The sequence below is a fragment of the Mesorhizobium terrae genome, assembly GCF_008727715.1.
Classification (GTDB): Bacteria; Pseudomonadota; Alphaproteobacteria; order Rhizobiales; family Rhizobiaceae; genus Mesorhizobium; species Mesorhizobium terrae.
Genome location: NZ_CP044218.1, coordinates 5,172,755 through 5,192,935 on the forward strand (window position 1 = coordinate 5,172,755; position 20,181 = coordinate 5,192,935).

14 protein-coding genes are annotated in these 20,181 nt (G+C 64.8%); 7 read left to right on the forward strand and 7 right to left on the reverse strand.

Annotated elements, in window-relative coordinates; genetic code table 11:
• Positions 1–91 precede the first annotated feature (91 nt).
• From FZF13_RS26055 to bcsN, 4 genes are all read right to left on the reverse strand, one after another.
• On the reverse strand, positions 92–2,227 hold the full coding sequence (locus FZF13_RS26055; RefSeq protein WP_065998101.1) for a tetratricopeptide repeat protein: 2,136 nt from the start codon (positions 2,225–2,227) through the stop codon (positions 92–94).
• Positions 2,224–4,536: a cellulose biosynthesis cyclic di-GMP-binding regulatory protein BcsB gene (locus tag FZF13_RS26060; protein ID WP_024923717.1), complete on the reverse strand. Its 2,313-nt coding sequence runs from the start codon at positions 4,534–4,536 to the stop codon at positions 2,224–2,226. Before FZF13_RS26060 ends, FZF13_RS26055 begins: the two co-directional genes overlap by 4 nt.
• Entirely contained in the window at positions 4,533–6,731 is a 2,199-nt protein-coding gene (gene bcsA / locus FZF13_RS26065) for a UDP-forming cellulose synthase catalytic subunit (RefSeq protein ID WP_150978961.1), read from the reverse strand. The genes FZF13_RS26060 and bcsA overlap by 4 nt, the downstream gene beginning before the upstream one ends.
• A 179-nt stretch (positions 6,732–6,910) precedes the next feature.
• Entirely contained in the window at positions 6,911–7,765 is an 855-nt protein-coding gene (bcsN, locus tag FZF13_RS26070; protein ID WP_161773074.1) for a cellulose biosynthesis protein BcsN, read from the reverse strand.
• Positions 7,766–8,196: 431 nt separating this feature from the next.
• Here bcsN and FZF13_RS26075 point away from each other — a divergent pair, with 431 nt between their 5' ends.
• Positions 8,197–9,108 (forward strand): alpha/beta hydrolase family protein, encoded by a 912-nt coding sequence (locus FZF13_RS26075; RefSeq protein WP_024923720.1) that lies wholly within the window; start codon positions 8,197–8,199, stop codon positions 9,106–9,108.
• A gap of 48 nt (positions 9,109–9,156) precedes the next feature.
• On the opposite strand, the gene FZF13_RS26080 is transcribed toward FZF13_RS26075, so the two are convergent.
• Positions 9,157–10,356, reverse strand: a complete 1,200-nt coding sequence (locus FZF13_RS26080; protein ID WP_024923721.1) for a helix-turn-helix domain-containing protein — start codon at positions 10,354–10,356, stop codon at positions 9,157–9,159.
• A gap of 223 nt (positions 10,357–10,579) precedes the next feature.
• On the opposite strand from FZF13_RS26080, the gene FZF13_RS26085 reads away from it, so the two are divergent.
• The 5 genes from FZF13_RS26085 (at position 10,580) to FZF13_RS26105 (ending at position 18,176) form a co-directional block, all read left to right on the forward strand.
• The gene (locus FZF13_RS26085; RefSeq protein ID WP_036253957.1) at positions 10,580–11,533 is read left to right on the forward strand and encodes an AraC family transcriptional regulator; all 954 of its coding nucleotides are present in this window, start codon (positions 10,580–10,582) and stop codon (positions 11,531–11,533) included.
• 210 nt (positions 11,534–11,743) lie between these two features.
• On the forward strand, positions 11,744–12,286 hold the full coding sequence (locus FZF13_RS26090) for a helix-turn-helix transcriptional regulator (RefSeq protein ID WP_081769993.1): 543 nt from the start codon (positions 11,744–11,746) through the stop codon (positions 12,284–12,286).
• A gap of 263 nt (positions 12,287–12,549) precedes the next feature.
• Positions 12,550–13,191 carry a hypothetical protein gene (locus tag FZF13_RS26095; RefSeq protein ID WP_244431205.1) on the forward strand — a complete coding sequence of 214 codons (642 nt, stop codon included), beginning with the start codon at positions 12,550–12,552 and terminating at the stop codon, positions 13,189–13,191.
• 90 nt (positions 13,192–13,281) lie between these two features.
• Positions 13,282–17,649, forward strand: coding sequence for an autotransporter domain-containing protein (locus tag FZF13_RS26100; RefSeq protein ID WP_167523853.1), 4,368 nt, complete (start codon positions 13,282–13,284; stop codon positions 17,647–17,649).
• Between the two features lie 2 nt (positions 17,650–17,651).
• On the forward strand, positions 17,652–18,176 hold the full coding sequence (locus tag FZF13_RS26105) for an invasion associated locus B family protein (protein ID WP_024923726.1): 525 nt from the start codon (positions 17,652–17,654) through the stop codon (positions 18,174–18,176).
• A 99-nt stretch (positions 18,177–18,275) separates the two neighbouring features.
• On the opposite strand, the gene FZF13_RS26110 is transcribed toward FZF13_RS26105, so the two are convergent.
• The gene (locus tag FZF13_RS26110; RefSeq protein ID WP_024923727.1) at positions 18,276–18,701 is read right to left on the reverse strand and encodes a VOC family protein; all 426 of its coding nucleotides are present in this window, start codon (positions 18,699–18,701) and stop codon (positions 18,276–18,278) included.
• A gap of 197 nt (positions 18,702–18,898) precedes the next feature.
• On the opposite strand from FZF13_RS26110, the gene FZF13_RS26115 reads away from it, so the two are divergent.
• Entirely contained in the window at positions 18,899–19,669 is a 771-nt protein-coding gene (locus FZF13_RS26115) for a helix-turn-helix domain-containing protein (RefSeq protein ID WP_024923728.1), read from the forward strand.
• 43 nt (positions 19,670–19,712) lie between these two features.
• Here the strand turns inward: FZF13_RS26115 and FZF13_RS26120 are convergent, their stop codons facing one another.
• Positions 19,713–20,153, reverse strand: coding sequence for a YqaA family protein (locus tag FZF13_RS26120; protein ID WP_024923729.1), 441 nt, complete (start codon positions 20,151–20,153; stop codon positions 19,713–19,715).
• Positions 20,154–20,181: the final 28 nt, after the last annotated feature.

The following is a 20,181-nucleotide window of genomic DNA, read 5'->3' on the forward strand; positions in this document are numbered from 1 at the left end:
ATCTTCTTGGCGGCGATCGTTGGTCCAGCGCGGCAATATCTGCTAGGCGTCGCACGGCTCTCGCCAGGAAATCGGAGCCGCCTCCCGGTTGCTAATTCGGATTGCGGGCGCGAGCGAGATCGCCGAGCGCCTTCAAGGCGTCGCGGTCGCCGGTGGCGGCGGCGGCACGAAAAACCTGCTCGGCATCGGAGAAGCGGCGCAGCTTGAGATAGGCATAGCCGCGCAGGATCATCAGGTTGATGCGCTCGGGCGCGATGCGGGCCCGTTCCTCCAGCGTCATCAGGGTCTCGCGATAGCGGCCGTGCTCGAAGGCGGCGAGCGCCTGCTGTTCCAGAAGCGCGGTGCGGATTTCGGTGGCGCGGCCGCCGCTCAGCGGGGCTTTCGTCGATGCCACCGCCGCCCGGTCGGCAAGGCCGGCGCGCAGATAGGCCAGGCTTTGACCATAGGCCGCGTCGCTGCGGGTGCGGCCGCTGCCGCGCAGGGCGACCTCGAAGGCGGCGGCGGCCTCGAGCGGCCGGTTGATCTCCATCAGGCACCAGCCGCGCGACAGGGCCTGTTCGGGCGCCATGCCGGTGGGGTCCTGCGTTGCCTGGCAATTGCGCGGCTGCGCCGCAGCACGACGCGGCCGAGCCCGGCGTTCGGGCGCGGCCTCCTGCGTCGGCGATACGGCGACCGGCGCCCTCGCCTGCGGCTCGACCCGGGGCTGGGTTGGCGCCAGGGGCGGCAGAGGTGCCGTTGGCGTGCCGTTGCGCGGTTTCGCCTCGGGTTCGCCCACCCGGGCGATCCGTTCCGAACGGCCGGCCCAGGCCCTTTGCATCTCGCGCACGCCGGCCTTGTCGCCGAGCTTCCAGCGCATCAGGGCAAGCCCATAGGCATTGGGCTCGTCGTCGGGTTTCCAGCCGAGTGCCAGCGCAAACCATTGGCCCGCTGTCTGGAACTGGTTCAAAGCGTCGGCATACCAGCCGAACTGCTGCGCCGACACGGGATCCTTCGCGGCCACCACAGCGCGCGACATGCGGTCCAGCACTTCCGGCGTCGGCTGCGGCGGTGGATTGGCGGCAAGCAGATTGGCGACGGCGGCCAGATAGACTTTTTTCGTGTCGTCGCTGCTGTCGCGCCACTGGAACAGGACCGTTTCGGCCTCGGCGGCGCGGTTGGTGTCGACCAGGCTGAGCGCCAGGCCTTGTGCGGTCTCGGCGGAGCTTTCCTTCAGATAGGCCCTGCGGAACCAGGTTTCGGCGCCCTGCGGATTGTCGCGGCGCAAATGGTACCAGCCAAGCAGAAGGTTGTCGGAGACCAGGTTCTGGTCGTTCGCCAGCTTTTCGACGAGGGCCAGGTCTTCCGGCAGGACGGTGAGTTTCGGATCCTTGCCGGCATCGGCCAGGCTTTGGCGGGCGATGTCGGCGCGCACCGGTTCGAACTCGCCCTTGCCGTCGGGCGCCTTGCGCTCCAGCGCAAGCAGCAGGGCAATGTCCGAGCGCGGCAGCAGCGGCAAAGCCTTCTGCACGCTACCCAGCCGCTCCTCGGGCTTGTCGCAATTTCTCAGCACATAGAGATAGGCGTCGGTGGCGCGATCCTTGCGGTCGGTGCGGGCGAAGGCCTCCGCCACCCGCCACAAAACATCGACGTCGCCGCAGGTCAAAAGGCCTGTATTAGCGGCGCCGAGCCGCACCACCTCGTCATAGTTCTTCAGGTCAGCGGCCTTGACGAGCTGTTCTCGCGCCTCGGCGAGTTTCAGCCGATCGACGAGATCAGGCGGCGGCGTCCAGCCGGGCTCGGCCAGCTGCCGCGCGGCGATGGCTTTTTCGAGTTCGGCGAGCTTGCCGTCGGAATAAAGCTTCCACATCGCATCGAGCTGGGGATCGCCGACGGGTGCTGCCGCGAGCGGGTTCTGCGGCGGCACCCAATTGGGGTAAAGCGCCTTCAGCCTGGCGATCTCGGCTTCCAGGCGCTTGGTGTCGCCCCTGGCGGCAAAGTAGCGAAGCGCCGTCTCGTCGACCTTCGGCTGGGCGGTCGGGCGGGCCGACAGGGGCGTGGCGGTGCCGCCATCAGCCTGCGCCAAAATCGTATGCACGTCGGCGATCGTTGCCGTCATGTCGCCGCCGGCCAGGTTCTGTGCGCCCATGCCTGTACCGCCGCGCACGAACTGCTCAAGCCGGTCCGCATTAGCGACCGCGAGGGCGCCAAGCACAACCAGGCCAGCGGGAATGAGGATGCGCGCCCTCATGGTCGCCTGCCCAGGGAAGCGAGCAGACCTGCGGTGGCGAGGCCAAGCAGGATGGACAGCACAGCAAGCGCCACCGAATAGGCAAGCGCATTGGCCGACAGCCAGTTCGCCACGATCAGCCGGTAATTCGAAATGGAGAATGGCTGCGTCTGCACGAACCCGAACCTGACCACTGGCTCGGTCGTCACCTTGTGGCTCAAGACATCCAATGCGGCGATACGGCCGCTGAGCTGCCGCCACTGTGTTTGCTGAGCCAGCGCGTCGACGCCCTCCTGCAACAAGTCGGCGTTCGGCGCGGTGGCAACGGTCCAGGTGCCGAAGCCGTCCGGGCTGGCCTGCTGGGCAAGCAGCAAGCTGGTGCCGCCCGGAGGCGAGAACGGCCGGTCAGAGCGTGGGATCAGCCGCAACGAACTGAAGGAAAAATTGAACGTCCGGTTCAGCCAATCCTCGAACATGCTGACCTGACCGCGCCATCCGCTGCCGCGCAGCCTCTGGCGCCATTCGTCGAAGGTGGCATCGGTGTTGGTGCCGGCCGGGCTCGTGGCTTCGCCCCAGGTCAGCGCCACATCACCGGCGATGCCCAATTGAGCAAGCACCGTCGCTGGGATTTGCGAGACCGCACCGACAAAGATCGCATCGCGATCCGTGGTCGCTCCGCTTGCCGTTGCCGCCTTGACGGGTATCGGCCGGCCGGCGGCCACCGACATTCTGGCAAGCAGGGAGGCGGCGGCCGACAAGGCCTTGGGCTCGCTGTTGTCGACGATGAGCGGTACCGGCTCGCCTGCCCTGCCATAGGGAAATCCGTTGCCGCTGACGGCGCTGAGATTAGGCGTCCGGCCGATGCGGGCAAAGGCCGGCACCACCAGCTCGGAACTGTCGAACAGCACGAAACGGCTGCTGCCGGAGCCGGTGGCACCGGGCGCGCACACAGCATCCGACTTTGTCTGCAGCACCGCCTCGATCGCAATCGAATTGTCGCCCGGCCGGAAATGGCGCATCGTCACATTGATCGGCAGGTGCCGCAGGATCTCGCCGCCCGTCGAGGTGATCGGCATGGTGGCGGCGATGTTGCCGTTCACATAGACATCAATGTGGCTGCCGGGAAGCACGTCCTGCGAATAGGCAGCATCGAGCAGCAGCGTCACATGGCCGTAGGAATCGGCGTAGAAATCAGCCGGCATGCCGATCATGAAATCCGTCCTGAACCGGCGGCCGCTGAACTCCTGCGTGGCGACGCCCAGTTCGGAAAATGTCTTGAGCCCGGCCTCGAAAAAAAGCGGTACGTCTGGCATGTGCCATGTCTGCGTGGCGAGGCTCGTTCGCTGGCTGGTCGCAGGCCGGTCCAGAACCTTGGCGATGTCCTCGACCGCCGAGCCGACAGCCTGCCAGTTGGGCCCGGTGACCACGAGGGTGGACGGGCCGCCATTGGGATCGTCGACCATCGCCGAGACCGGAGCGGTCGTCGCGCCTGGCGGCAATGCCGGCAGGTATTGCTGGATGTCGGCTGCCGGGCCAACGACCGCCACTGCCTGGCCGGCGCGCGCTGGCGCATCGGGCTTCTCGCGCAGTGCGAAGGTCTGGTTCGGCATGTTGGACAATGTGGCCAGCACTTCGGCCAACCGGACGACGGGAACCGTGGCCGGGGTTTGTGTCATTGACGGCGCCACCAACAGAAAACTGGTCCCGCCTTTTTCGTCGACCCCGACGGCGCGGATGTCCTCGACGCTTTTCCAGCGGCCGGCAGCCTGGTCCTGAAAGGTCAGAAAGGTCTTGGCCGGATCAAATCGTGTCCACAATTCATAGGTGGATGCGACCGTGCAGTCGGTGCGGTGGCGCTGCTGCGCTTCGACGACGATCTCGTTCAGGCCCTGGTGAAGCAGGTTGGCGGGGATGTCGACGCCAAGCTCGGCCGTGCCATTGGACGATTTGATCTGTGTATCGACCAGCTTGTTGCCATTGATCGACAGTACCAGATGCGAAATCTCGGGCGCCACGACAACCGCGTTCTGGTAGCCGATGCGAAGCCCTGCCGGCGAGGCAGCCTCCTGCTGGGTGAGGTAGATGGCCCAAGAGCGGCGCGCCGTCTCACCCGACAGTACGAATTCAGGAAACGGCAGAAGGTAGCGCCGCTGCCTGTCGGCAACGGTGGGAAGCGGTTGCGGGTTGGTGCCCTGCGACGGCTGTGTCTGGGGTTGGCCACTGGCCGCCGGACGGCCGAGCTCGGGCGTCATGTCGAAGGGTATCGATTGCGCGCCTGCGGCCACTGTCGACAACAGCACTGCGAGGCCAGCGTAGAGCCGTGCTCTCATGGCCGCCGCTCCGCGGCCTTGGCGACGGGCGTGTCATGCTCCGATCGGCCGCGAATATCGCGCAGGAGATAAACGACGCCGCGATAGGTCTGGTAGAGCGCCAGCCGCAGGAACCAGAAGGTGCCGCGCAACAGGCCGGGATTGCCCCGGCGCGACAGTTGGAATTCCTCCCACTGCTTGGAATTGGCGAAGATCAGATCCGCGACCAGCTTGTGATGCGCCGCCTCTTGCGGGCGATAGCGGCAGCCGATGGCGATGCCGTCGGCGGTGCGTTCGAAATTGCGGATGGCGACAGGCAGGACGCCGTCGGTGTCGGTCGCAAAGGTGCGGAAACGCAAGGCCGCTTCGGCACCCTGCGCGATCTCCTCCAGTTCGGCGCCCGAGACCACGACCCTGGCCCCGTTGGCGGAGACGTTTTCGATCGTTCCCTTCAGCCACCGTCCATTGAGGTTGAAGTCGCAGCGGCGGCTCACCTTCACGCGTCGTGTCGCGGCGCGCTCACCGCGCTCGGAGACCACGCCCAGCGCGCATCCCGCCATGATCAGATTGAGCAGGTTCCAGCCGCCGACGACCAGGGTGACGTCGGCTTTGTAGGGCTCGGCATAGACCTTGTAGATGGTCATGGCGACGCCGAGCAGCAGAACGCCAAAGATGACGAAGAACGGCCTGCCGATTTCGGAAAGCCGGCTCGTGGCGATGGATTCGTCCTTGGCCGTGACCTTGAAGGTGGGCTTGCGCGGATTGGCGATCACCGAAACCACCGCCGGAAGCAGGTGGATAGTCTGAACATATTCGTAGAGTTCCGAAATCCACGGCCAGCGGAACGCCCCGTAGAGGTAGTTCTGCATCATCAGGTTCACGATCATGTAGGCGAGCGTGTAGGCCATGAACTCGCCGCCCGAGGCCGTGAATATCTGCAGGTCGAAGAACAGATAGAAGAGCGGGGCGAACAGGAAGATCGACCGCGCGAAGGGAAACAGCCAGAACAGCGTCGACGACATGTAGCAGAGGCGCTGCGGGAACGTCAGACCACGCTTGAGCGGCGGGAACCGGAACCGCAGGATCTGCATCATGCCTTGCGCCCAGCGGCTGCGCTGGCCGATGAAGGATGCGAACGTGGCGGGCTGGAGCCCGGCAATCAGCGGTCGGTCGACATAGACGCTGTTCCAGCCTCTTGAGTGAAGTTCGACTGCAGTCTCGCAATCCTCGGTGATCGAAACACCGCTGAAGCCGTCGGTTTCCAAGAGCGCCGAGCGCCGAAGCACGGCCGCCGAGCCGCAGAAGAACGAGGCGTTCCACTTGTCCAGTCCGCGCTGGATGACGCCGTAGAACATCTCGTTCTCGGAAGGCATCTTCTCGAAGGTGCGCAGATTGCGCTCGATCGGATCGGGATTGAGGAAGAAATGCGGCGTCTGGACCAGGAACAGGCGTGGATCCTCGTCGAAATAGCCGACCGTCTCCTTGAGGAAGTCGCGAGCCGGTGCGTGGTCGGCGTCGAAAACCGCGATCAACTCGCCCTTCGAATGGTCGAGGCCGTTGTTCATATTGCCGGCCTTGGCGTGTTCGTTGCGATCGCGGGTCAGATAGCGGGCGCCAAGATCGGCGGCGAGCTTCTGCAGTTCGACATGCCGCCTCGCGGCGTTGTCCGCCTCGGTCAGCCGTTCGGAATTGCGCTTCTGCAGCGTGCCGCCGTCGTCGAGCAGCCAGACGGTGAAACGGTCGGCGGGATAGTCCATGCCCATCGCCGCGGCCACCGTATTGGCGAGCAGCGCCGGCTCCTCATTGTAGGTCGGGATGAAGACGTCGACCGTCGGCAACCTGCCGTCGAACTTCGCCCGCGACGGTCGCGAGGGCAGCGGCTGCGCCACCACGAAAAGGCTGATCGCCAGCATCAGCACGCTGTACATTTCGGCGAGGTAGAGCAGGAAGCCGGGGATGAAGTTTTCGGGCTGATTGATCGGCGGCAAGGTGCTGGTGGAGCGCCAGTAGACATAGCGCATGACGACAGCCGTACCGAAAGCCAGCGTGATCAGCCGCCACATGCCGTCCGGTCGCACCAATTTCAGGATCATCATCGCGAGAACAACGGACAATCCCGCGACCAGCTGGGTCTCAAGGCTGATCGGCAGCGTCACAAGACCCAGCACCGCAACGGAGGCTACGGCCCATTGCAGCACTATGATCAGTTTGCGCATCAAATCCGTCTTTCCACCATCTGGAACCTCGTCCCCGCCATCCCGACGGGACGTTCTGGACTTGCCTCGCAGCGCTCCGTGTTCCGCTGAACCTCCCGCTTCAGCATCAAAGACGAATGGGAGGCCTAGTCTCCTCCATGACCACGGATATGGTTAATGATTCCTTTCCATCAGCCTGCCTATCGGCAGTTCGTTGTTGTCGGATCGCATGGCGGCGGCGGCACGATGACTGCCGCCCTCGGCGACGGTACAACGACCTGTTTGCCTGTCGTCGTCTGCGGGATTTCCGCCCCAGGCGCGCCCGAAACCGGCGGTGGCGGCACGACGGGGCCAACCGGCTGTGGCAGCGCCTGCTGGGTCCTCGCAGGGCTGCCCCGCGCTGACGACCTTACTGGTGCGGCGACCGGCGCGGGACGCACATCCGGCACGGCCGGGCCACCGGCCGCCGCCGGATAAATCGGCGCACCGGACTTGCCGAGTAACGGATCCGGCGGATTCGCATCGCCATAGGGATTCCAGCCGCTCGACTGGAAATAGGACGAGATCGTAAAATCATACATCGTCTGCAGCAGACGATGTTCCGGCAAGGACTGGTCGCAAAGCCGCAATCTGATCTGGACCGACCCCTTGTTGCCGATCAGGGTTTGCGTCGAGCCGGTGGAGGTCAGCCGCTGCCAGGCATAGATGCAGGTATCGCCGGCCGTGGATCGCCCGACCGCGTAGCCGAACGGGCCATATCGGTTCTGGACGTAATATGGCGAGCGCGCCATGCGTATGCCGGGGAAAAGCTGCCGCAACTCCGTGCTTATGTTGCTCGGCGGCAGGAAGCCGTCGCGCAGTCGGGTCTGCCCCGTGGTTTTCGTGTCCACCGGCCCGAACAGCTGAACGCGCAACATGTTCTGGCCGGATGTGTGCGCGGAGGTGGCGAGCGCGATTTCCTGCTGGATGGCGTTGGCATAGCGCCGTTCCAGCACGGCGGTGATCGCCGGTCCGCCCGGGCCCGGGTAGGCAAACGCCTTTTCCGCCGACATCATCTGCGTGTCCGTCGACGACGCGATCTGTGGCTGGGCACAGCCGGCCAATAGCAGCGCAACCATCCCGCCAGTTGCAGCCAACATGGCGGAGCGTGGCAGCAGCGGTCGCAACTTTGCTGAAGGCAGCCTGCGTTTGAACAAGGTACGCATGCAGCGAAACTAAGAGATTCGCTCGATCTCGCGAAGTGCGAAGGCCGCCGCTTACGAATTTAGGCACATATTGATGCGGGGCAAACGGTAACGACCCCGCAACGCCAGTTCCGCCCTGCCTTTGAAAGAGAAAATTCGCCCGTGCGAGTTCGCTCTGCGCATAGGTCGTTCGCTACCGCCCAAGACGAAACCGAACTTCGCCTCCTAGACAGGGAGCGAAGCGATGGGGAGACGACGCAGCGAGGACAGTCGCCATCGTTTCAAAGCGAACGGGGGCATGTTTGGAGCAGACCGAAGTGTTGGGCGTGCGACGCGTCGCCACCAGCCATTTTCAGAAATGGCAATTGGAGGAGATCAGCTTCCAGGCCAAGGATGGCCGCGCCCTGGCAGGACGCCTGCATCTGCCCGGCACCGAGCCGCGTTTCGCGGTGGTGCTGCATGGCGGCATCGGCTTTCCGGCGAGTTTCTACGCGGATTTCGCGCTTTGGCTTGCGCGGACCCATGACGTGGCCGTGCTGACCTATGATTATCGCGACTTCGGCCGTTCGGGCAGCGGCAGCCTTTCCCGCTCGGCGACATGTCTCAGCCATTGGGCGATCGACGATCAATCCGGCGCGCTGACCTACCTCGCCGGTCGTTTCCCGTCGGTGCCGCTGCGCGTCATCGGCCATTCGCTCGGCGGCCAGTGGCTGGCCTTCCATGACGATATCGCCAAGGTCGACCGTGTCGTGGCCGTCGCCTCCGGGCCGACCCATTGGCGCGACCACCCGCAATCGTCGTTCGCGCGCATCCTGGCGTTCTGGTGGCTGCTTGGTCCGCTCGCGGTAACGCTCTTCGGCTATCTGCCAGGGCGTCGCCTGGGTTTCGGGGCCGACATTCCGGGCGGCGTCTATTGGGAATGGCGCCATCTTTGCCGGCAACGCGATTATCACCGTGCGTTCTGGGGCACGGAATATCCCGTCCCCGGCCTCGATCGAGCAAAGTTCAAACTGGCCATGGTCGCCGTTGAGGACGATCCATTGGTGTCCCCGGCGATCGCCGGAAAACTGGCAAGCTATTATCCGGCGGCGAAGGCTGGCCTGACCTTGTTGCGGCCCATCCAGCTGGCGCTCGCTTCGATCGGCCATGCCGGGGCGTTCACCAGAAAACGCAAGGCATGCTGGCCCTGGCTTGTCGCGCCGCTGCTGGACTGAATAGGGAATGAGCGAGGGCGCAGCCTCAGGAGCCCTATCACTGTCGTCTCAGGCGGTCGGTGCGACAAAGCCGCGAGCCAATGCCACGAGCGCGGCCTTGCTGTGTGTGCGGGTCTTTTCGTAGGCGGCCTTCAGGTAATTCCGCACCGCTCCGATGCCTAGGCCCAGGGTGGCAGCGATCTCAGGAATTTCCAGCCCGCTGGCCAAAAGAACGACCACGTCGCCCTCGCGCCTGGTCAGCCGGAAAACATCGACCAGCGCCGCCCGGTCGACCACGACCTGGGCATCCGGCTCAGTGATGAAGATTGCCGCAACGGCGCGGCGATGCGACAGCCCCTGGGTCTCGAAGGAAGCCGCCGGCAGCACCGACAGCAGCAGCGGCGAGCGGCTGTGTTCGCGCGGTAGCCGCAACCTGATTTCGGCCGAACCGTCGTGAATGGCCAACCGGCCGAGCCGGCCAAAAATCTCCTGCAGGCTGCGGTTGCCGCCCGGGTCGGTCGCCACCAGCCTGTTTTTCTGCAGGGCGAGCCCTTCGGCCCGGTCCAATATCGCCGCGGCGCGCTGGTTGACGAAACAGACGCAGCCCTCGCCATCGACGATCACCAGTGCCGCAGAAATGCGGTCGAGCAGGTGCGCCAGCCCCCTGGCACTGTCCTGCGCGTGGTTGAGGCGCTGCTGGACCTGCAAGGCGGTGGCGAAATGGGGAACGAGTGCGGCCAGGCCCGACATCTCGTCCGCACCGAAATCGGCGGCGCTCCGACCCCGGCATATGGCCAACGCATATTCATCCCCGGCGCCGAACCGGGCGAGTGCGGCATGGAAGCCGCGCATCGGCCTGACCACCTCGTTGTAATAGCCGCTGCGCTCGAATTCGCGGTCGGAAATCAGCGTCGCGCGGGTCATGGTCGTGCCGCGCAGCGCCGGCAACGGCGACGCCGGACTTGCGCCGGCGGCAAAGCTGACGAATTCGCGATCGGCCGATCTTGCTATGGCAGTCGCGTTAGCAACCGACGGCCGCGCCGCCGCGAGTTCCGCGCCGGCGCTCAGACTGCGCGCGAGGATATCGACGTCGAGACGGGTACTGGCCAGGAGCTGGCCCGGTTCGGTCCTGGTCGGCAATCGAACCAGGACGGCATGATCTCCGCCGGTCAGTTCAGCCACATCTTCCAGCGCAAGCGACCACTCATGCGGCGCCAGCGCGGCCGCATGGATGCGATTAACCGACGAAAGAAGCCTTGCCTGATCCATTGACCCCCGGGCGCGGTACCAAATGGCACTGGTCCAATTTTTATCTTATAGTCAAAAACAGCGGAGAAATAAACATTGCTCCGGTTCGTGGATACAAATCCACCCTGGCCGGAGTTGTTTTTCGTGCATCGCAGATGACTGGCCGCAGGCACAATATCCGTGCGGGCTCGTTTGAGTTGATCTTCGCAATGAGGCCCCTTCAATGACCGTCGGATCTTTTCCGATGCAGCGCTTGTCGACGCAAGGCATGCAGCACGCCGGCCAGATGGCCTTCGTGCATGACTTCGTGGCGCGCCAGGTGGGCGGGCTGCACCTGCACCCCGTCGACAAGGACAATATCGCAATGGACCTGGAGGCCATGACGCTGCCTGGCAGCGTCACCGTCGGCCATGCGCTCTACCCGGCGATGTCCGGCGCCCGCACGCGCGACCTGACGCAGGACGGCCGCGACAACTACCTGCTGACCATGCACAGCGAAGACCATGAAATGGAGGTGGATGGCGGCGAACCGATCAAGATCAAGGCCGGCGACCTTTTGTTCATCAACCAGGCCCGGCCGTTCAAGTTCTGGAAGGGCAAGTCCGCCCGCCTGCAGGCGATCTCGCTCGACCGGCAGGTGCTGGCACGCCTCGCTCCCCGTGTCGACGTGGAGCCGACCTATATCGTGCCGCGCGTGACACAGCAGTCGCGGCTGTTCGCGGATTATGTCTCCATGCTGCTCAAGAACCCGCCGACGACCGAGAAGGCGCAGGAGATCGTCTCGCGGCACGTTCTCGATCTCAGCGCGCTGGCGCTGGACGATTTCGTGCGCGGCGGCGCCGAGCGCAACGACAGCGGCATCGCCGCCGCACGGCTGAAACTGATCAAGCAGGATATTCTCGAACGGCAGCACGACCCGGACCTGCACATCAATGCAGTGGCCAAACGCCAGGGCGTGACGCCGCGCTACATCCAGCGCCTGTTCGAAAGCGAGGGCTCCACCTTCTCCGATTTCCTGCGCGGAACCAGGCTGGACCTGGCTTTCCGGCTGCTGCACAAGCGCGATCTGGCCCGATTTACCATCGCCGCCATCGCCTATGACGCCGGCTTCTCGGACATCTCGTCCTTCAACCGCGCGTTTCGCCAGCGCTTCGACGCGACGCCGTCCGAAGTACGCGCCAAGATATTAGCCAACTGACCTCCAGGCACGGGCGCCGGTGTACGGAACGCGCTGACAGACAGTGCCGGGACACGCCTTTGCGTTCCCACCAACCCACTGATTAAACTATAGTTTTTTCACTTTCCTTTACCTGCCGGCATTGTTCGTTTCCAGCATAGATCGTTCGCTGCCGCCCAAGACGGCGGCGGTTTCCCCAGCGTAGACGTTCAGCCAGGCGGTGTGGAGGCCATGCCTAGAGGACGCACCGCCGCCATTTCCGAGATGCGGTTGAAGGGGGACGGACTTTTGAAACGGATATTCGCCACCATACGCCGGCGCGACCCGCCGGCAAGCGACAGGGCGCGCGAGGTGATGACGCGCCACATCTTCGATCTCACCGCACTGGTGCTCGACGGCTTTGCGCGCGGCGGCGGCAAGCGCAAGGACAAGGGCATCGCGGCGGCGCGGCTGAAGCTTATCAAGCAGGACATTCTTGAGCGGCTGCATGATCCGGGGCTGCACATCGATGCCGTGGCGCGGCGCCAGGGCGTGACGCCGCGCTACATCCAGCGCCTGTTCGAAAGCGAGGGCACCACCTTTTCCGACTTCGTGCGCGGAAGCAGGCTGGACCTGGCATACCGGCTGCTGCACGAACGCGATCTCGTCTCAACCACCATCGCCACGATCGCCTATGACGCCGGCTTCTCGGACATCTCGTCCTTCAACCGTGCGTTTCGGCGCCGCTTCGAGCTGACGCCGTCCGAAGTGCGCGCCAGGCTGCTGGCCGGCTAACGCGGGCCGCGCCGCCGCCCTCGTCCCGGTCGCGCCCGACCGGAGGGAGCGGCGACGCCCGCCGCCGACCAACCGACTGAATATGCTTCAATTTTCGTCACCGGCCACAATCGTCGCGCTTTGTTCGTTTCCTGCATAGGTCGTTCGCCCTCGCCCAAGACGGCGCCAGTTTCCCCGGCGTAGACGTTCGACCGGCGGTGCAGAGAGCGGTTCTCGAGGGTGCGTCGCCGCAACTTCTAGGAAGCGGTCGAAGGGGGCGGATTTTGAAACGGATCGATGTTCTGGGTGCACGGCTCCTGGCGGGGAGCGGCCATCCAACGAGGAGGCCACACGAGACGCAGGCGGCGTTGCGGGTGACCGAGGCCGTGCGCCCCTGGCAGCGCACCACCGGCGGCCTCACCAAACTGCTTCGGGCGACGCGACACATTCTGGCTGCTGTATTTTGTGCCGGGGTGACGTTGGCGTCGAGCCCGGCGACGGCGCTGACCAGCAGCGAGGCTGCCAGCGTCGTCGATCTCATTGAAGCGCTGCAGCCGCAGCTCGGACCCTTCGCCTATGACGAGGAAATCGTCGCCGAATGGTTCGAGCGCGACGCCGAGGGCTCGCGGCTGATCACCACGGCCGGCTTCACCGCCGAGAGCTGGAAGGCGGCGGTCGGCGAGACGATGCGCGGCTTCCTGGCGGTGGTGAGCGAGGCCGAACTCCATGGCGTGTTCGGCGACCTGAAGACCGGCATCCGGCGGCTCAGCCAGCTCAACGACGTCCAAAAGGAAGAGGCCATCGCCTCCCTCGACGAGGAATTCGACAAGATGCTGGCCATGCGCGCCGAGGGCGAACCCTTCGTCGACGTGGTGCGGCCGCTGGAAGGGCGCCTGCGCGAGGTCGTGCTGACCCGGACCGAATGACGGCCCGCAACGGCTGTTCCCCCACCCCTATTCGAACAGAGAGCACATTTCATGACACATCTGGTCCCCTCGCCGGCACGGCGGCTTCCGATGACCAAACGCCTGCTTCTGTCGGCCACCGCGCTGGTGGCGGCCGGGACGGTGCTGGCGACGCCGGCGGGTGCTGCGCCAATCGTCTACAACACACCCGGCCCCCACAACGATGCGATTGTGCTCAACAGTGGAAATACGGCCCAGGCCATGTGGGCCACAAGCAATGTCACGGCTACATTTTCCGGGACAGTGGATTTTCAATCCGGAGGCCCAAAAACACTAATAATTGGCAACACGACAATTCCGGATGGGAAGGTAATTTTTTCACCGTCAGACCTGAAAACAGATAGCCAGAAATCAAATCTATACTTAAATGCTGGAATTCTTTCCATTGGCAATCAATTAGCGAGAGACGCGCTCAGCTCGGGGCGGTTGAACCTATCTTTATTTGGCGGCACATTGGATCTATCGGGTTCATCTCTCGCGGTACGCGATTTTAGCGGAACTGGAAACTCGAAAATCCTCAACAGCACCGCAGGCACCATCGCGTCATTGACGATCATGACAGCGGCAGGGTCGCCATCGCTTAACCTCGCAAGCACAATTTCGGACGACACCGGCGTTGTCGCGTTGGATATCCGCGGAAGCGGTTACGTTGATGTGCGCGGCAACAACAGCTATTCCGGTGGCACGTCGATCATCGGCGCGCAGGTCTATGCCGCTCACTCGAATGCGCTTGGGACCGGCACAATATCCATGCTGTCGACCGCCACCAATACCGCCTCGCTCTGGCTCAGTAATGGTATCATTCTCAACAACAACCTGTATCTGGACAGTTCACAACCCGTTAACCTCGGCGCAGCGGTCGTAGTAAGCGGCACGTTGCGTGGCGACATCAGCGGTGATGCCGACATACGCAAGGTCGGCGGGGGCTGGCTCCGATTGCAAGGCCAGCACCTTGGCTCTGGCCGGGTGCTGGTCGAGGAAGGCGACCTCGTAGTCGGGTCCGCCCAACCAGGTTCGGGCACCATCAACAACATGTCGGAAGTTCATATTTCGCGGCTCGCGACATTGCGTGTTCGAGAAGACGAAGCCATCGGCCATCTGGCCGGGAGAGGAACCGTCGATGTCGGCACGAATGCCGCTTTCTGGGTTGGTATGGACGACAGCAGCATGACCTTTGATGGAAACATCACAGGGCTCGGTAGATTTTTCAAAACCGGCCAGGGGACGCTCACGCTGACGCAAGCCAGCACATTTGACAGCGCTTTCTACCTGCAGCAGGGCGGCCTCTCTGTGCGCGCAACAGACGCGCTGGGTACCAGCACCCTTTTTACCGACGAAGACACGCGCCTCACCCTCGCCGATGGCGTTCGCCTGGACAACTACATCATAATCGATGACATCGGCTTCGAGATCGAGGTCGCGAACAATCATTCGGCCACGCTCGGCGGGGATATTACATCGGGCAACGGCGACTATGGTTTCCAAAAAACCGGCAGTGGCACGTTGGTCCTGACCAGCGCGGATTCAGATGTTGACTTAGTCGAGGTCAACGGCGGCACGCTGCGGGTCGACGGGCGCTTACGCGTCAACGAGTCAGTGACCGTTCAAGCCGATGCCACGCTGACCGGCCGCGGAACCGTTGACGGTGACGTGACGATCGATGGCGGCGGCGTGCTGAAGGGCCGCGCGGGCGACCGCCTCACCGTAACCGGCGACATGATGCTAAACGACGATTCCTACATCGACGTCGCGCTCGGCGCACCCAGCACCAGCGCCCTGTTCAACGTGGGCGGTAACCTCACGCTGGACGGCGCGCTGACGATCACGGATGCCGGCGGCTTCGGCCGCGGCATCTACCGGCTGTTCGATTATGAAGGCGGGCTGACCGACAACGGCCTCGAAATCGTCGGCTCGCCGCCCGGCATCCCGCGCACCAACATCTCGGTCCAGACCGCAATCGCCAACGAGGTCAACATCGTGGTGGCCGGCGACGATCCCGGCCCCGGCGAGGTTCCCGAAACGCAGTTCTGGGACGGCGGCGGCACCACGGCCGACGGCCGCATCGGCGGCGGCACCGGCACCTGGAACAACACCACCACCAACTGGACGCGCGTCAATGGCGACGCCAACGACGCCTGGGGCGGCCGCTTCGCCGTGTTCCAGACCGAGGGCGGCGTGGTCAGCGTCGACAGCAGCGGCGCGCCCGTCACCGTCACTGGCATGCAGTTCGCCACGGACGGCTACACCGTCACCGGCGGCAGCCTGACGCTTTCGGCGCCGCAGACGCTGATCCGCGTCGGCGACGGCACCGAGAACGGCACGCAGATGACCTCCCGTATCAGCTCCAACCTCATTGGCAGCGGCGGGCTGGTGAAGGACGATCTCGGCACGCTGGTCCTCGACGGCGTCAACAGCTATGCCGGCGACACCATCGTGCGCAATGGCTGGCTGGTCGGCGATGTCGACAGCATCCGCAACAACCTCCTCAACAATGCCGGCGTCACCTTCCTCCAGCATGAGGACGCCACTTTCGCCGGGGTCATCGAAGGCACCGGCCGCACCGTGAAGGACGGCAGCGGCACGCTGAAGCTCGCCGCCGGCAGCACGACCGACTGGGAGGTGGGACAAGGCGTGCTCGTCTCGCAGGCCGGCCAGTTGCGCGGCGATGTCGAGATCGGTGGCGAAGGCATGCTGCAATTCCAGCAAGCCGCGTCGGCCGCCTATCAGGGCGTGCTTTCCGGCAGCGGCGCATTCGACGTCGCCGGGCAGAACAATGCGCGCGTCATCCTGAGCGCCGACAGCTCGGCCTTCAACGGCACGACAAGCGTGTCGTCGGGCGAACTCACGGTGGACGGCAAGCTCGGCGGGCAGACCACGGTGCGCAGCGGCGGCAGGTTGTCGGGCACCGGCACGCTGGCCACGGCCAATGTCGAGGCGGGCGCCATGCACGGCCCCGGCAATTCCGTCGGCACCCAGACGGTGACCGGCAACTACACCAACCGTGGTACGCTGCAGGTGGACATCACCCCTACGACTGCCGACAAACTGATCGTCGGCGGCAATGTCGACATCGGCGGTGCCACGCTGGATCTTCTGATGAGCTCGGCGCCGCTGTCGGAATGGAATAGCGTCACCGGTCCCTACACGCTGATCCAGAACAACGGCCAGAACGCCATCGCCGGCCAGTTCGCCAGCGTGCTCAACCCGCTGGCCTTCCTCAGCCATTCGCTGAACTATGTGGGCGGCGACGGCAACGACCTGACGCTGCAACTGACCCGCAACGCGGTGAAATTCGCCGATGCCGGCAAGACCCGCAACCAGATCGCGGTCGCCACCGCGCTCGACCGGATGGCTGGCGACAGCCGGCTGGTCGGCCATGTCGCGCTGCTCAGCCAGACCGACGCGCGCGCCGCCTTCGACCGCCTTTCCGGCGAGATCCATGCCTCGGCCAAGACCGCGCTGATCGACGATTCGATCCATGTCCGCACCGCCGTCAACGACCGCATCCGCGCCGCTTTCGAAGGCGTTGGAGCAGCGGCGATGCCGGTGATGTCCTATGGGCCGGAAGGCGGCCAATTCGACGCGGCCAGCACCGACCGCTTCGCGGTGTGGGGCAATGCCTTCGGCAGCTGGGCCAATGTCGACGGCGACGGCAATGCCGCCAAGCTCGAACATTCGATCGGCGGTGTTTTGTTCGGCGGCGACGCGCTCGTCAGCGAGGCGGTGCGGCTTGGCGTCCTGGCCGGCTACACCCAGTCGAACTTCTCGATCGAGGAACGCGCTTCGTCGGGTTCGAGCGACAATGCCCATCTTGGCATCTATGCCGGCGCGAAATGGGGCCGCGTGGCCTTGCGCGGTGGCCTCGCCTATGCCTGGCACGACATCGAGACGGCGCGCCGCGTCGCCTTCGGCGGCCTGTCGGAGCAGCTGAAGGGTGACTACGACGCCGGCACCTTCCAGGCCTTCGGCGAAGCCGGCTACCGTATCGATACGGCGGTCGCCTCCTTCGAGCCTTTCGCAGCGCTTGCCCATGTCAGCCTGCGCACGGACAGCTTCGCTGAGACCGGCGGCATTTCGGCGGTGACGGCGAAGAGCCAGACGACGAGCGTCAGCTACACCACGCTCGGGTTGCGCGCCTCGACCGATTTCGTGCTGGCCGGCATGGGTGCCACGGCACGCGGCACGCTGGGATGGCGTCATGCCTTCGGCGACGTCACGCCGGCCTCGGTGCAGGCTTTTGCCGGCTCGCAGCCCTTCGCCATCTACGGCGCGCCGCTCGGCCGCGATTCCGCGATCATCGAGGCCGCGCTCGACCTCGACCTGACGGCGAAGGCCACGCTGGGCTTTGCCTATCACGGTCAATTGGCGAGCAATGCCCAGGACCACGGCATCAAGGCCAATCTCGGCGTGAGGTTCTGATCATGGCCTTGCTCAGATTGATGACCATGATCAGCGCCGGCGCACTGTCGACGACGGTGCTGGCGCAGGCGCCGCAACTGCCCGGCGGCGCCACCTCGCTCAACGAGACCTATCAGGACTGGACCGTCGGTTGCCGGGTGGTGAACGACACCAGAAGCTGCACCATCACCCAGCAGCAGCAGCGCCAGGACGGTCAGCGCGTGCTGGCCATCGAATTGCGCAAGCAAGCCGACCAGGCGGTGCCCGGCCTGCTCGTCCTGCCCTTCGGATTGTCGCTGCAAGGTGGAGTGACGCTGCAGATCGACGAACAACCGGCGCTGGCCCTGCAAAACTTCACGACCTGCCTGCCGGCTGGCTGCCTGGTGTCGTTGAACTTCGACGAGGCCGCCGTCTCGATGCTGCGCGGCGGCACCGCGCTCAAGGTGACCGCGGCGACACACGACACCAAGCAGGATGTCGCGCTTTCCATCTCCCTGAAGGGCCTGGCCACGGCGCTGGACCGGCTCGATGCCCTGGAGGCAAGCTAGAAAACAGAGGCTACAGGCCCATTCACCCGTATGCCTGTTCTCGGGCCCTTCCCCACGAAGGGCCCTCTTTTTTGGCGCAGGCAAGCTGCAGGAGCGGTCTCATTCCTGCGGCGGCAGGAAGGCCGGATTGTAGACGACTTCCCACAGATGATCGTCGGGGTCCTGGAAATAGCCGGCATAGCCGCCCCAGAACGTTTTCTGCGCCGGCTTCACGATCCGCGCGCCGGCGGCGATCGCCCGTTGCATGACGGCATCCACTTCCCCCTGGCTGGCTACGTTGTGACCGAGCGTAAACTCGGTCGGGCTGCGGCCGGTCCTGGTTATGCCGGCGTCATGCGCGATGTCGGCGCGCGCGAAGATGGCGAATTTCACGCCCTGCTGCAGATCGAAGAAAGCGACCGCGCCATGTTCGAATTCGGTGCCGATGATGCCTTCGGTCGGCAGGCCAAGGCCATCGCGATAGAATTTCAGCGACGTCTCCAGATCGTCGACGCCGACGGTGATCACGCTGATCCTGGGTTTCATGGTCTTGGCCTTTCCTGTCCTCGCTTGCCTACGGCTATCGGCGCCGGGCAACATCGACATCTGTTTGCCTGACCGTAGTTCGGATTGCTTGAACATTTCGGCCAATGTTGCAGCCCGCGTGCCGGAGCGGCTTGAACGGACCGACAGCCGACCCTACCCTGTTTGCAAGACGCGTTTTTGCCCAGGGAGAACAGATCATGCAGGCGGTGCCCGCCCAGGCGACCGGCCATTACCACGAGCGTCCGGTCGCGCCGTTCCTGCGCGACTGGTTCTCCGCCGTCTGGGTTCACCAGATGTCGGAGGCAGGAGCGCCGCCGATAGTGGTGACGCCGGACGGCACGATCGACCTGCAGTGGATCGACGGGCGGTTCCGCATTGCCGGACCCGACAAGGAGCCGCAGACCGAAGCGATAGCTGCGGGCGTCGCTGTCATCGGCTTCCGCTTCCAGCCGGCCGCGGCTGCCGCCTGGCTTGGCGTGGACGCTGCCGAACTGCTCGGGCAGCGGCTGGCGATCGAGACCGTGCTTGGTCGAAAGGGAAAGCTGCTCGGCGCATCGATCCGCCAGCAGCCGAACCTCGCCGAACTGATCGCCTCCTTGGAAAGCGCCATTGCGGGACATGCCCGGAGCGAGGCCGCCGACCGCACCATGCAGGCCGCCCACCGGCTGATCGATGCCGGGCCGCCCGAGGGCGCGCCGCTCATCCCCTGGCTGGCACGCGCCCTGGCATTGAGCGAGCGCACGCTGAGGCGTCGTTTCGACGAGAGTTTCGGCTACGGTCCGAAGACGCTCGACCGCATCCTGCGCTATCAGCGCTTCCGACGCCTGTCGCAAAATTCACGTGCCTCGACGGCGGCCCTGGCGGCCGAAGCCGGTTATGCCGACCAGGCGCATCTGGTGCGCGAAACAAGGCGCCTCACCGGCAGCACTCCCGCCCGCCTTGAGCAAATATTCGCCGGCAGCTCGTGACTGGCGTCCAGATCAAGCCGAGCCTGTCGAGCCGGGCAGCGCTCTAACCCATCACCCAGGACTGGCCGGCAACGATGGCGGCATAACGCGCCGCCTTGCCTATCCCCACCAGCGCAACGAAACGCCAGATGCCGACGCGCGCGGCACCCGCGACCACGGTCAACGCATCGCCGATGATCGGCAACCAGGCAAAGGGTAGCGTCCATAAGCCATAACGCCGAAAGACGCGGCCGGCCTGCTCATAGTTTTCCGCCGAGACCGGAAACCAGCGGCTGCCCCGCAATGCCTCGATGCCGCGACCTATCGCCCAGTTCACCACCGAGCCCGCCGTGTTGCCGACCGTCGCCACGATCAGCAAACCGGCGGGATCGCCGCGACCGGCGGCAAGCAGCCCGACCAGAACCAGTTCCGACGACGCTGGCAGGAGCGTCGCGGCCAGGAAGGCGCTGGCGAACAGCGCGCCATAGGCGACGAGATCTTCCATGCGCTACCGGACTACCGGCATCGGCCGG